Source organism: Escherichia sp. E1V33 (genome assembly GCF_004211955.1).
Taxonomy (GTDB): Bacteria; Pseudomonadota; Gammaproteobacteria; order Enterobacterales; family Enterobacteriaceae; genus Escherichia.
On the sequence record NZ_RHJI01000003.1, the window covers coordinates 256,866 to 268,912 of the forward strand.

A 12,047-nucleotide genomic window follows, 5' to 3' on the forward strand; every position below is an offset into this window, starting at 1 on the left:
TTAACCCCAGGAATCTGCACATGCGTATCGAAGAAGATCTGAAGTTAGGTTTTAAAGACGTCCTCATCCGCCCTAAACGCTCTACTCTTAAAAGCCGTTCCGATGTTGAACTGGAACGTCAATTCACCTTCAAACATTCAGGTCAAAGCTGGTCCGGCGTGCCAATTATTGCCGCAAATATGGACACCGTAGGCACTTTTACCATGGCTACGGCATTGGCTTCTTTCGATATTCTGACCGCTGTACATAAACATTACTCTGTTGAAGAGTGGCAAGCGTTTATCAACAATTCTTCCGCTGATGTGCTGAAACATGTGATGGTTTCTACCGGCACGTCTGATGCGGATTTCGAAAAAACTAAACAGATTCTCGACCTGAACCCGGCATTAAACTTCGTTTGTATTGACGTGGCGAATGGTTATTCCGAACACTTCGTGCAGTTCGTTGCGAAAGCGCGTGAAGCGTGGCCGACCAAAACGATTTGTGCAGGCAATGTGGTAACTGGCGAAATGTGTGAGGAGCTTATTCTCTCCGGTGCCGATATCGTTAAAGTTGGCATTGGCCCTGGTTCTGTTTGTACAACTCGCGTGAAAACGGGCGTCGGTTATCCGCAGCTTTCTGCGGTAATCGAATGTGCCGATGCTGCGCACGGTCTGGGCGGAATGATTGTCAGCGATGGCGGCTGTACCACTCCGGGCGATGTGGCTAAAGCTTTTGGCGGCGGTGCCGATTTCGTAATGCTTGGCGGCATGCTGGCGGGTCACGAAGAGAGCGGCGGCCGTATTGTTGAAGAGAACGGCGAGAAATTTATGCTGTTCTACGGTATGAGCTCTGAGTCCGCGATGAAACGTCACGTTGGCGGCGTTGCGGAATATCGCGCAGCAGAAGGTAAAACCGTTAAGCTGCCTCTGCGAGGTCCGGTTGAAAATACCGCGCGTGATATTTTAGGCGGCCTGCGTTCAGCCTGCACTTACGTTGGGGCTTCACGCCTGAAAGAACTGACCAAGCGCACCACATTTATCCGTGTGCTGGAACAAGAAAACCGCATCTTCAACAACCTGTAATCTTCCAACGCTGGTGTGGAGCAACACGCCAGCGTTATCCCATCCCACTCATCGCATCGCCTAAATGGAAAATTGGCAGATACATCGCCACCACCAGCGTACCGATAATTCCTCCGGTAATGACCAGCAACGCCGGTTCCAGTAAGGCGGCAAGGTTATCTGCCAGCGCCAGCGTGTTATCCCGATGATGATGGGCAAGATTCTCCAGCATGAGATCCAGCGACCCGGACGCCTCTCCTGTTCTCACTAACTGCAAACAGAGTGGGCTAAACTCCCCTGCATTTTTTAGCGCCAGCCAGATGGGGTGACCGTTACTGATATCATGCTGAATTTGTGTCAGAAGTTGCGCCCAGTACGGGCAGCGCATCGTCTCTCTGGCGCTCTCCACTCCCTGTAAAAAAGTAATCCCCGCACTTTGTGTCAGCGCCAGAATCGTAAAGATCTGTGTGAGTTTTTGTCCCCGCATCAGGGCTCCCATGATCGGGATGCGTAATAACCATTTCTGCCGCGCAATAAGCCAAATTGGGTAACGCATCAGCAGTTTGTTGGCTATCGCCAGCAGAAAGCCGAGCACTATCAGCAGCCAGCCCCATTCGCCACTCAAGTCTGCCAGCGTCATGATCCCCTGCGTTAGTGCCGGTAACGGGGTGTTAAAGGTTTTATAGATAGCGGCAAACTCCGGCAGCACAAAATGCAGCATTGCCATTACTACCATTATCGCCATCGTTAAAATGATGATGGGGTAACGCAACGCTGATTTCACTTTGTCGGTTAACTGGCGCTGGGCTTTTTGCTGACGCGCCAGTTCAAAGCAGCATTCATCCAGCTTGCCGGTCACTTCCCCCGTGCGGATCATCGACTGGTAAAGCGGCGGAAAAACCTCTGACCAGGGCAATAAGGCACTGGAAAAGGCCACGCCCTGTTCGAGATCGTGAGCCAGCGATTGCAACAATGCCTGCCATTGCTTACTTGGATGCTGTTCAGCCAGCAGAACCAGCCCTTCAGAAAGCGTTAACCCGGCTTTAAGTAGCGTTGCCAGTTGATGAATGACTTCCGCGCTTTTATCTCCGCGCCACTGTGCAGAACTGATATTGATTCGCTTCAGTTGCAGTGGAGTAACCCTTTGCTGCTGTAGAGTCAAAAGTAGCAAAGCGCGGCTTTCTGACCATTGCATCCCATCTTGCGCGCTGCCGTCACGAGTTATGCCATGCCATCGCCAGAGTTGCTTATTCGCCATGCGGCATCCCCAACACGCGGATTAACTCTTCAAAGGTGGTTAAGCCCTGTTCCACGGCCAGGCAGCCGTTTTCAAAAAGTGAGCGCATACCTGTCCGCCTGGCGTGCGTTTCCAGCGATTCAACTTCAGTATTAGAGGAAATAAGCTGGCGTATGGCTGGTGTAATGGGCAGGACTTCAAACAAGGCGGTACGACCATAAAAACCGTGGTAGCAATGTTCACAACCCGGTGCCTGCCAGCGGGACAGCGGAGATGACCATACATTGTCCGGAAGGCGGATCGGTTCCCCTTGCCGCTGGCGGCAATGCGGACAAAGTTTACGTACCAGGCGCTGGGCTATTACCAGAGTGAGGGCCGACGAGAGCATCCAGCGAGCAACGCCCATTTGCTGTAAACGCACCAGCGTTTCGCAGGTGGAGTTGGTGTGTAGCGTGGACAATACCAGATGACCCGTTTGCGCGGCTTTAATGGCAATTTCTGCCGTTTCGCCATCGCGGATCTCTCCGATCATGATGACGTCAGGATCCTGGCGCAATAACGCACGCAAAACGCCCTGAAAGGTGAGTCCGGCACGCGGATGGATTTGTGTCTGGTTTAGCCCAGCGATGGGGATCTCAACCGGATCTTCCACGCTGCAAATATTAATATCGGCGGTATTCAGCGTTTGCAGTGCGCTATACAGCGTGACTGTTTTGCCGCTGCCGGTAGGGCCAGTTACCAGCACCAGTCCCTGTGGTTGCTGCAAGGCGTGGGTAAAGTCCGTCAGTTGTGATGGTTGCATTCCCAGCGTGTTGACATCCAGCGCCTGGTCCACCTGCTGTAACAACCGTAATACCACCTTTTCACCGCCGCGACATGGCAAGGTAGCAATACGAAATGAGACGGCGTTCCCTGCCAGTTCGACAGTGAATTGCCCGTCCTGCGGCAGGCGATGTTCCGCAATATCCAGGCTTCCCAGCACTTTTAACCTGGCGGTTAAAGCGACTCCGGCATCCAGTGAAACATCAGGTAAAGGATGCAGCACGCCGTCGATACGCAAGCGGATGTGATAGCTATTGTCCGCTGGTTCGATATGAATATCTGATGCGCGTTGTTCCAGTGCAGATTGCAAGGTATGAGTCAGCAACTCTGCTTTCGGCTGATGCTTCTCCTGAACGGCTACGGGCAATGTCTGTTGTGAGCGACTGGTGTGACCTTCCATCTGTTGGCGTGTCCAGCAGGTGATCTCGATACGTTTGGTGGTAGCGAAATGCAATGCGTCCAGCAATTCATGTGAGGGGGCATCGACCACCGCAACATGAACCACTTCTTCGCTGGCATCCAGCAAGACTCCCTGATAACGCAAACACAGGGCGGTGAGCTGTGGAATATTCATTGCCGTTCCTTAGTTGGCGTCATCAAAACGGAAGACATCTTCGCAGGCTTGCTGCAATGCGCTGTCATTTTGAATATTGCAGTTGCGCGTCCAGCCGGTGACGCCGTTTGCGTTATCCCAACCCGGCGTCATGATGACGCTTAGCCCATTGAGACTTTCTTGCCCGGTCAGCGACACCACGCCTTTTGCCACACTCATGGCTGAAACATAGCGGGTGGTGGTAGGCGAGGGAATGCCATTGCTGCCACCGTCGCAGGTATCTAATCCACCATGTTCCAGCGCGCACAACTCTACGGCGGTGCGGTAAGGCACAAAGGTTTGTAGCATGTCGGTGAGAGCTGCTTTGCGCAGGTAGTTCTGATAAGCCGGAATGCCAATAGCGCTTAAAATGGCAATGATGCCAATAACCACCATCAGTTCGATAAGTGTAAAACCGCGTTGCTTGTCCATCTGTTTCGCTCCTTGATTTGGTTGGCGCTACTTTGGCAAACGCCATCAGCACAAGCGAGGGGCAAAAAACGAAACGGGAAAGCAGCTTCCGAGGTTTTTTATTACGTTGCAGCGAAAGACAAGAAATTTGCGAGGCGTTACGAAGAAAGGGGGGGGGAAGATTATCCGCCCGCTATAGAGCGGATAAATCTGTCAGCAATTAGCGAAAACGCATTGAGAGATCGAGTGCCTGTACGTGCTTGGTCAGCGCGCCGACGGAGATAAAGTCCACGCCCGTTTCGGCAAATTCGCGCAGCGTTTTGTCGGTGACGTTGCCAGACACTTCCAGCAGCGCTTTGCCATTGGTGCGTTTAACGGCTTTGCGCATCTGTTCTGTGTCGAAGTTATCCAGCATGATGATATCGGCACCTGCTTTCAGTGCTTCATCAAGTTCTTCCAGATTCTCTACTTCAACTTCTACTGGCGCATCCGGATGCAGCCAGGACGCTTTTTCGACAGCCTGGCGCACTGAGCCGGAGGCAATAATATGGTTTTCTTTGATCAGGAAGGCGTCAGAAAGCCCCAGACGGTGATTAGCTCCGCCGCCGCAAAGTACCGCATATTTCAATGCAGAGCGCAGACCGGGCAAAGTTTTACGCGTATCCAGCAGTTGTGTGTCGGTGCCCTCCAGCAATTCGACATAGTGGCGGACCTTACTGGCTACGCCAGAAAGAGTTTGTACAAAATTAAGCGCCGTGCGTTCGCCAGTTAACAGCACGCGGGATGGGCCTTCGAGTTCGAAAAGAAGTTGATTGGCGTTGATGACATCGCCGTCATCCACATGCCAGCTAATGGTGACATCGTCGCCTGCCAGTTGAATAAACACCTCTTCAACCCAGCGTTTGCCGCAAAATACGCCATTCTCGCGGGTGATCACCGTGGCATGAGAGCGAGAGTTTTCCGGTAAAAGTTTTGCCGTAATGTCGTTATTGGCATCGACTGTTCCGCCTAAATCTTCCCGCAGCGCCTGGGCCACCGCGCCGGGGATATCGAGATTAATGCGTTCCAGCAGCTCGTCACGTCGGGTGTCAGGGTTATAGCGGCGAGGCGGCATGTTAAAACTCCAGATAGCTAACGAATCATAAGGTAGAAACATGCTACTCTGAACCGGGTATTAGCACCACATATAAGGAGATCCTGCATGTTGTTAGAACAGGGGTGGCTGGTCGGCGCGCGCCGCGTTCCCTCACCACATTACGATTGTCGCCCGGATGACGAAACTCCCACCTTGCTGGTGGTGCACAATATTAGCCTGCCGCCAGGCGAGTTTGGCGGTCCGTGGATTGATGCATTATTCACTGGAACTATTGATCCGCAGGCACATCCCTTCTTTGCAGAGATTGCCCATTTACGCGTCTCCGCTCACTGTTTGATTCGCCGTGATGGTGAAATAGTCCAGTATGTTCCTTTCGATAAACGTGCCTGGCATGCGGGAGTCTCTCAGTATCAGGGGCGCGAACGCTGCAATGATTTTTCTATTGGGATTGAGCTTGAAGGCACCGATACGCTGGCGTATACCGATGCGCAGTATCAACAGCTTGCGGCGGTTACGCGGGCACTGATTGATTGCTATCCGGATATCGCTAAAAACATGACGGGCCATTGTGATATTGCGCCGGATCGGAAAACCGATCCCGGTCCTGCATTTGATTGGGCACGGTTTCGTGCGCTGGTCAGCAAGGAGACAACATGACGCTATTTACAACCTTACTGGTGTTAATTTTCGAGCGCCTGTTTAAGTTGGGCGAGCACTGGCAGCTTGATCATCGTCTTGAAGCGTTCTTTCGGCGGGTGAAACATTTTTCTCTCGGGCGCACGTTAGGCATGACCATTATTGCGATGGGGGCGACCTTTTTACTGTTGCGCGCGTTGCATGGGCTATTGTTTAACGTCCCGACGCTGGTGGTGTGGCTGTTGATTGGTTTGTTGTGTATTGGCGCAGGTAAAGTTCGTCTCCATTATCATGCTTATCTGACCGCAGCTTCTCGTAACGACAGCCATGCCCGTTCCACGATGGCTGCTGAGTTAACCATGATTCATGGCGTCCCCGCCGGCTGCGATGAGCGTGAGTTTTTGCGTGAACTGCAAAATGCCCTGCTGTGGATTAACTTTCGTTTTTACCTTGCGCCACTCTTCTGGCTAATTGTAGGCGGTATCTGGGGACCCGTTACGTTGATGGGGTATGCGTTTTTACGTGCATGGCAATACTGGCTGGCGCGTTACCAGACGCCGCATCATCGTTTACAGTCCGGCATTGATGCAGTGCTTCATGTACTGGATTGGGTGCCAGTTCGCCTTGCGGGCGTAGTTTATGCCTTGATTGGTCACGGTGAGAAAGCGTTACCAGCCTGGTTTGCCTCACTGACCGATTTCCATACATCGCAATACCAGGTATTAACGCGTCTGGCACAGTTCTCACTGGCGCGTGAACCGCATGTCGATAAGGTTGAGACGCCGAAAGCAGCAGTTTCAATGGCGAAGAAAACCTCGTTTGTGGTCGTGGTGGTAATTGCGCTACTGACGATTTACGGGGCGTTGGTGTAGTGCCCGGCGATATACACCGGGCATTGTAATCAGTAAGTCTCCGCAGGAGGGATGCCAAAGTCAGGCATCCCATTTTCGTCCCAGCGAATCAATTTTAAGCGCGTATGGCGATTAGGATCGTAAAGTGGATCGCCTTCTATTTCGGTGTAATTACGTGCGTGGTAGACCAGCACATCCTCACCCTCGGGCGTTTGGGTAAAACTGTTATGTCCGGGGCCATACTGGCGATTTTCATAGCTGGTCGAAAAGACCGGACGCGGCGATTTATGCCAGTTCTCAGGCACTCTCGGATCAGCGTCGATGTCTATCCACAATAACCCCATGCAGTAGTTCTCGTCGGTAGCGCTGGCTGAGTAGCTGATGAATAACCGCTCGCCATGCATCACGACAGCCGGACCTTCATTGACCCAGAATCCGCGACATTCCCAGTCATACTCCGGTTTGCTCAACATCACCGGCTCGCCTTTGATCGTCCACGGATTTTCCATTTCGGCCAGGTAAATATTGGAGTTCCCGGCGATATCCGGTGCTTTTTGCGCCCACAAATACCACTGTTTACCCTGATGGTGAAAAGTGGTGGCATCCAGGGCAAAGGTATCAAATGGTGTTTTAACTTGTCCTTTTTCAATCCACGTTCCGCTGAGCGGATCGGCATCACAACATTCAAGGGCAAACATCCGGTGCTGAAACATCCCCAGTTTGTCGAGCGCCTGAGTATGGGTGGCGGCAAAATAGATATACCACCGACCTGCAATATGATGCAGCTCCGGCGCCCAGATAAGTTCGCTCATGGGGCCGCTTTGCGGTTTACGCCACACCACGACAGGCGTGGCGCTGCGCAGCCCGACGAGCGAGTCTGCCCGGCGAATTTCCAGCCGGTCGTACTCTGGCACCGAGGCGATAAAATAATAGTGGTTGCCATCGCGCAGTATAAAGGGATCGGCGCGTTGCTCGATAAATGGATTCGGCCAGTCTTGCATTAGGCTTTCCTTACTGTTTCTACAGCGTTTATTTCCTGATAGTCATTCAGTTCGCGGTAATTGGTGCGACGTTTTTCCAGATCGGTCTGGATGCGTTTCATCAGTTCGCGGTCTACTTTCAGTAGGCGGACGACGCCTGCGGTAATCAGATAGCCCACCCCAGGAATGACGGTAAAGAGCAGTACAATACCGTTAATCGCCGTGGCGCTTTGGGCTTTCGCACCGGCATCGTAGCCGTACCATGAGAGCAGAAAGCCCACCATCGCCCCGGCAATGGCCAGGCCCAGTTTGAGGAAGAAAAGGTTACCGGAGAAGCTGATGCCGGTGATGCGTTTACCGGTTTTCCATTCGCCGTAGTCGTCGACGTCTGCCATCAGCGACCAGTGCAGCGGGGAGGGGATCTGGTGCAGAATGTTGAGCAGGAAGTAGAGCACCACAATCATCACCGTGGCGTGCGGATTAAAGAAATAAAAGGCGCAGGAGAAAATTGCCAGCGCGATGTTGGTCCAGAAAAAGACTTTCAGTTTGCACCAGCGGTCGGTTAACACTTTCGCCAACATACTGCCGATCATCATTCCGACAACGCCGAGGCTAATAAAGAGGGTTGCAAACTGAGTACTCTCACCCATTACCCAGGTGACATAGTACATGGTTGCCGCCATGCGGATAAATCCAGGGCAGACGTTGCACAAGGTGAGCAGCAGAATGCGCACCCACTGATCGTTTTTCCAGACATCTTTAAAATCGTTCTTCATGTCGTCATGGGTTTGTACCGCCGGGCGAATGCGCTCACGAACCGTGGCGAAACAGAACAAAAACATACACATACCGATGATTGCCAGCACGGTCATAGCCAGCTGATACCCTTTCGCTTTGTCGCCGCCGCCAAATAGATCCACCATCGGCAATAGCGTCAGCGAGAGCAGAAGGGTAGCGATGCCCACCATCACAAAACGGTACGACTGGCAGGCCACGCGCTCTTGTGGGTCATTAGTAATCACGCCACCTAACGAGCAGTAAGGAATGTTAATGGCGGTATAGGTCAGGGAGAGCAGGAAATAGGTAACAAAGGCATAGATAACCTTGCTGCTATAGCTCCATTCTGGCGTGGTAAACATCAGGATGCTGAATAGCGCGTAGGGGAAGGCAATCCACAATAGCCAGGGGCGAAAACGACCATATTTGCTTTGGGTGCGGTCGGCAATGGCCCCCATAATAGGGTCAGTGACGGCATCGATAACCCGTACAGAGAGCAGTAATACGCCAACGAGTGCCGGGGCCAGACCAAAAATATCCGTATAAAAATAGTTAACAAACAGCATGATAGCGCCAAAGATGATGTTGCATCCTGCGTCGCCCATCCCGTAGCCGATCTTTTCTCTTACTGATAATTTACTGCTATTCATAGAGAAGACTCCCCATCAAGTGATGAGGATAATTATTCGCTCGCTATGGATAAATTGCGTTGCAGGATAACGCCGCTGATATGGATAAAATCGCTTTGCACGGAAAAGTGTGAGGCAGGTAACAACCCTCACCCTGCACGGGTGAGGGCGTAGAGAGATTAATGCGCTTTTACGGCTTTGGCGGTTTTCTCTTTAAACAGATAGCCGATACCTAACACGATCAGCCATACCGGGATCAGGTATACCGAAATCGCCATTCCTGGGGTCATCAGCATAATCACCAGTACCGCCGCCATAAACAGCAGGCAGATCCAGTTACCCAGCGGATAAAGCAGAGCAGGGAAGCGAGTTACCACGCCTTGTTCCTGCTTGGCGCGACGGAATTTCATATGCGCCAGGCTAATCATCGCCCAGTTGATCACCAGTGCAGATACCACCAGCGCCATTAACAGGCCAAATGCGGATTCCGGAGCAAGATAGTTAATCAGTACGCACAATGCCGTAACCAGCGCAGATACCAGAATGGTATTTACCGGTACGCCGCGTTTATCGACGGACGCCAGCGCTTTTGGCGCGTTACCCTGTTGTGCCAGACCAAACAGCATACGGCTGTTGCAATATACGCAGCTGTTGTACACGGAGAGCGCAGCAGTCAGTACCACGATGTTCAGCGCATTCGCCACAAAGGTATCGCCTAACTCGTGGAAGATCAGCACAAACGGACTGGTATCGGCGGTAACGCGGGTCCACGGCATCAGCGAGAGCAGAACGGCTAACGAACCAATGTAGAAAATCAGGATGCGGTAAATAACCTGGTTGGTCGCTTTCGGGATGCTTTGCTCCGGGTTATCAGCTTCTGCTGCGGTGATCCCCACCAGTTCCAGACCACCGAACGAGAACATGATAATCGCCATCATCATCACCAGCCCGGTGAAGCCGTGCGGCAGGAAACCACCCTGAGCCCACAGGTTGCTAACGGTCGCCTGCGGACCGCCGTTACCACTGAACAGCAGCCAGCCGCCGAAGATGATCATCGCTACTACCGCAATAACTTTGATAATGGCAAACCAGAACTCCATCTCACCAAACACTTTTACGTTGGTCAGGTTGATGGCGTTGATCACCACAAAGAACACGGCGGCAGAAGCCCAGGTGGGGATTTCCGGATACCAGAACTGAATGTATTTGCCGACAGCCGTAAGTTCTGCCATGGCAACTAAAACGTACAATACCCAGTAGTTCCAGCCAGAGGCGAAACCGGCAAAACTGCCCCAGTATTTATAAGCAAAGTGGCTAAAGGAGCCTGCGACAGGTTCTTCGACCACCATTTCACCTAGCTGACGCATGATCAGAAAGGCGATAAAACCAGCAATGGCGTAACCCAGGATAATCCCTGGCCCTGCGGACTGTATTACGGAGGCGCTACCCAGGAATAACCCGGTCCCTATCGCGCCGCCCAGCGCGATAAGCTGGATATGGCGGTTTTTAAGGCCGCGCTTTAGCTGCTCGCCGTGCTGTTGACCTTCCATCATTAAACCTCGTGCGGTGATTGTTTTTTTGATCTACGCAATGATGCGTGTGTAAGTTTGCAATTCCGTTTGTTGTATTAATTTGTTTACATCAAAGAAGCTTGAATTGTTACAGAAAGTCTTCCGTCAGATCAAGAATAATGGTATGAGCCAACGAATGCACCCGCTTTATGCATGGTTGAAGATGGGTTGCTTAAAAAGAAACCGTTTGTAAAGTCCCGCCCAAATTATCTTCGTCTAAATGCATGAATATAAATTCATATTAATTGAATTAAAAATCGAAAAATTGGTAAGTGAATCGGTTCAATTTGGATTTTTATAGTTTAATAATCGTTAAAAAACTCCTTTCGCACGTAAAGCCTACATTTGTGCATAGTTACAATTTTGAAACGTTATATATGTCAAGTTGTTAAAATGTGCACAGTTTCATGATTTCAATCAAAACCTGTATGGACATAAGGTGAATACTTTGTTACTTTAGCGTCACAGACATGAAATTGGTAAGACCAATTGACTTCGGCAAGTGGCTTAAGACAGGAACTCATGGCCTACAGCAAAATCCGCCAACCAAAACTCTCCGATGTGATTGAGCAGCAACTGGAGTTTTTGATCCTCGAAGGCACACTGCGCCCGGGCGAAAAACTCCCACCGGAACGCGAACTGGCGAAACAGTTCGACGTCTCCCGTCCCTCCTTGCGTGAGGCGATTCAACGTCTCGAAGCAAAGGGCTTGTTGCTTCGTCGCCAGGGTGGCGGCACGTTTGTTCAGAGCAGCCTCTGGCAAAGTTTCAGCGATCCGCTGGTGGAGCTGCTCTCCGACCATCCTGAGTCACAGTATGACTTGCTCGAAACACGACACGCCCTGGAAGGTATCGCCGCTTATTACGCCGCGCTGCGTAGTACCGATGAAGACAAGGAACGCATCCGTGAACTCCATCACGCCATAGAGCTGGCGCAGCAGTCTGGCGATCTGGACGCGGAATCAAACGCCGTACTCCAGTATCAGATTGCCGTCACCGAAGCGGCCCACAATGTGGTTCTGCTTCATCTGCTAAGGTGTATGGAGCCGATGTTGGCCCAGAATGTCCGCCAGAACTTCGAATTGCTCTATTCGCGTCGCGAGATGCTGCCGCTGGTGAGTAGTCACCGCACCCGCATATTCGAAGCGATTATGGCCGGTAAGCCGGAAGAAGCGCGCGAAGCATCGCATCGCCATCTGGCCTTTATCGAAGAAATTTTGCTCGACAGAAGCCGTGAAGAGAGTCGCCGTGAGCGTTCTCTGCGTCGTCTGGAGCAACGAAAGAATTAGTGATTTTTCTGGTAAAAATTATCCAGAAGATGTTGTAAATCAAGCGCATATAAAAGCGCGGCAACTAAACGTAGAACCTGTCTTATTGAGCTTTCCAGCGAGAGTTCAATGGGAC

11 protein-coding genes are annotated in these 12,047 nt (G+C 51.7%); 4 read left to right on the plus strand and 7 right to left on the minus strand.

Annotated features, from left to right (window positions below):
• The first annotated feature begins 20 nt into the window (after positions 1–20).
• A complete protein-coding gene (guaC, locus tag D9742_RS02885; protein ID WP_001217354.1) occupies positions 21–1,064 on the plus strand; it encodes a GMP reductase in 1,044 nt (347 codons plus the stop codon).
• A gap of 34 nt (positions 1,065–1,098) precedes the next feature.
• On the opposite strand, the gene hofC is transcribed toward guaC, so the two are convergent.
• The 4 genes from hofC to nadC form a co-directional block, all read right to left on the minus strand.
• Entirely contained in the window at positions 1,099–2,301 is a 1,203-nt protein-coding gene (hofC, locus tag D9742_RS02890; protein ID WP_130235928.1) for a protein transport protein HofC, read from the minus strand.
• Positions 2,291–3,676 carry a type II secretion system protein GspE gene (gspE, locus tag D9742_RS02895; RefSeq protein ID WP_130235929.1) on the minus strand — a complete coding sequence of 462 codons (1,386 nt, stop codon included), beginning with the start codon at positions 3,674–3,676 and terminating at the stop codon, positions 2,291–2,293. The genes hofC and gspE overlap by 11 nt, the downstream gene beginning before the upstream one ends.
• 9 nt (positions 3,677–3,685) lie before the next feature.
• Positions 3,686–4,126 carry a prepilin peptidase-dependent pilin gene (gene ppdD / locus D9742_RS02900; RefSeq protein WP_130235930.1) on the minus strand — a complete coding sequence of 147 codons (441 nt, stop codon included), beginning with the start codon at positions 4,124–4,126 and terminating at the stop codon, positions 3,686–3,688.
• A 199-nt stretch (positions 4,127–4,325) separates the two neighbouring features.
• Positions 4,326–5,219: a carboxylating nicotinate-nucleotide diphosphorylase gene (nadC, locus tag D9742_RS02905; protein ID WP_130235931.1), complete on the minus strand. Its 894-nt coding sequence runs from the start codon at positions 5,217–5,219 to the stop codon at positions 4,326–4,328.
• An 87-nt stretch (positions 5,220–5,306) separates the two neighbouring features.
• Here nadC and ampD point away from each other — a divergent pair, with 87 nt between their 5' ends.
• Both ampD and ampE read left to right on the plus strand, forming a co-directional pair.
• A complete protein-coding gene (gene ampD / locus D9742_RS02910) occupies positions 5,307–5,858 on the plus strand; it encodes a 1,6-anhydro-N-acetylmuramyl-L-alanine amidase AmpD (RefSeq protein ID WP_000923720.1) in 552 nt (183 codons plus the stop codon).
• The gene (ampE, locus tag D9742_RS02915) at positions 5,855–6,709 is read left to right on the plus strand and encodes a beta-lactamase regulator AmpE (protein ID WP_130235932.1); all 855 of its coding nucleotides are present in this window, start codon (positions 5,855–5,857) and stop codon (positions 6,707–6,709) included. The genes ampD and ampE overlap by 4 nt, the downstream gene beginning before the upstream one ends.
• Positions 6,710–6,738: 29 nt before the next feature.
• Here ampE and D9742_RS02920 read toward each other — a convergent pair whose 3' ends face one another.
• The 3 genes from D9742_RS02920 to aroP all read right to left on the minus strand — a co-directional run bounded on the left by D9742_RS02920 (position 6,739) and on the right by aroP (position 10,627).
• Positions 6,739–7,689: a family 43 glycosylhydrolase gene (locus tag D9742_RS02920; RefSeq protein WP_130235933.1), complete on the minus strand. Its 951-nt coding sequence runs from the start codon at positions 7,687–7,689 to the stop codon at positions 6,739–6,741.
• Entirely contained in the window at positions 7,689–9,095 is a 1,407-nt protein-coding gene (locus D9742_RS02925; protein WP_001088913.1) for an MFS transporter, read from the minus strand. The genes D9742_RS02920 and D9742_RS02925 overlap by 1 nt, the downstream gene beginning before the upstream one ends.
• A gap of 158 nt (positions 9,096–9,253) precedes the next feature.
• On the minus strand, positions 9,254–10,627 hold the full coding sequence (gene aroP, locus D9742_RS02930; RefSeq protein ID WP_165382748.1) for an aromatic amino acid transporter AroP: 1,374 nt from the start codon (positions 10,625–10,627) through the stop codon (positions 9,254–9,256).
• A gap of 540 nt (positions 10,628–11,167) precedes the next feature.
• Here aroP and pdhR point away from each other — a divergent pair.
• Complete coding sequence (gene pdhR, locus D9742_RS02935) at positions 11,168–11,932, plus strand: pyruvate dehydrogenase complex transcriptional repressor PdhR (protein ID WP_000331776.1); 765 nt, start codon at positions 11,168–11,170, stop codon at positions 11,930–11,932.
• Positions 11,933–12,047: the final 115 nt, after the last annotated feature.

Excerpts from the sequence above, each read along its gene's own strand:
- ampD (WP_000923720.1), top strand. The coding sequence starts at position 5,307 with ATGTTGTTAGAACAGGGGTGGCTGGTCGGCGCGCGCCGCGTTCCCTCA.
- nadC (WP_130235931.1), bottom strand. The coding sequence starts at position 5,219 with ATGCCGCCTCGCCGCTATAACCCTGACACCCGACGTGACGAGCTGCTG.
- hofC (WP_130235928.1), bottom strand. The coding sequence starts at position 2,301 with ATGGCGAATAAGCAACTCTGGCGATGGCATGGCATAACTCGTGACGGC.
- D9742_RS02920 (WP_130235933.1), bottom strand. The coding sequence starts at position 7,689 with ATGCAAGACTGGCCGAATCCATTTATCGAGCAACGCGCCGATCCCTTT.
- D9742_RS02925 (WP_001088913.1), bottom strand. The coding sequence starts at position 9,095 with ATGAATAGCAGTAAATTATCAGTAAGAGAAAAGATCGGCTACGGGATG.
- pdhR (WP_000331776.1), top strand. The coding sequence starts at position 11,168 with ATGGCCTACAGCAAAATCCGCCAACCAAAACTCTCCGATGTGATTGAG.
- aroP (WP_165382748.1), bottom strand. The coding sequence starts at position 10,627 with ATGATGGAAGGTCAACAGCACGGCGAGCAGCTAAAGCGCGGCCTTAAA.
- guaC (WP_001217354.1), top strand. The coding sequence starts at position 21 with ATGCGTATCGAAGAAGATCTGAAGTTAGGTTTTAAAGACGTCCTCATC.
- ppdD (WP_130235930.1), bottom strand. The coding sequence starts at position 4,126 with ATGGACAAGCAACGCGGTTTTACACTTATCGAACTGATGGTGGTTATT.
- gspE (WP_130235929.1), bottom strand. The coding sequence starts at position 3,676 with ATGAATATTCCACAGCTCACCGCCCTGTGTTTGCGTTATCAGGGAGTC.
- ampE (WP_130235932.1), top strand. The coding sequence starts at position 5,855 with ATGACGCTATTTACAACCTTACTGGTGTTAATTTTCGAGCGCCTGTTT.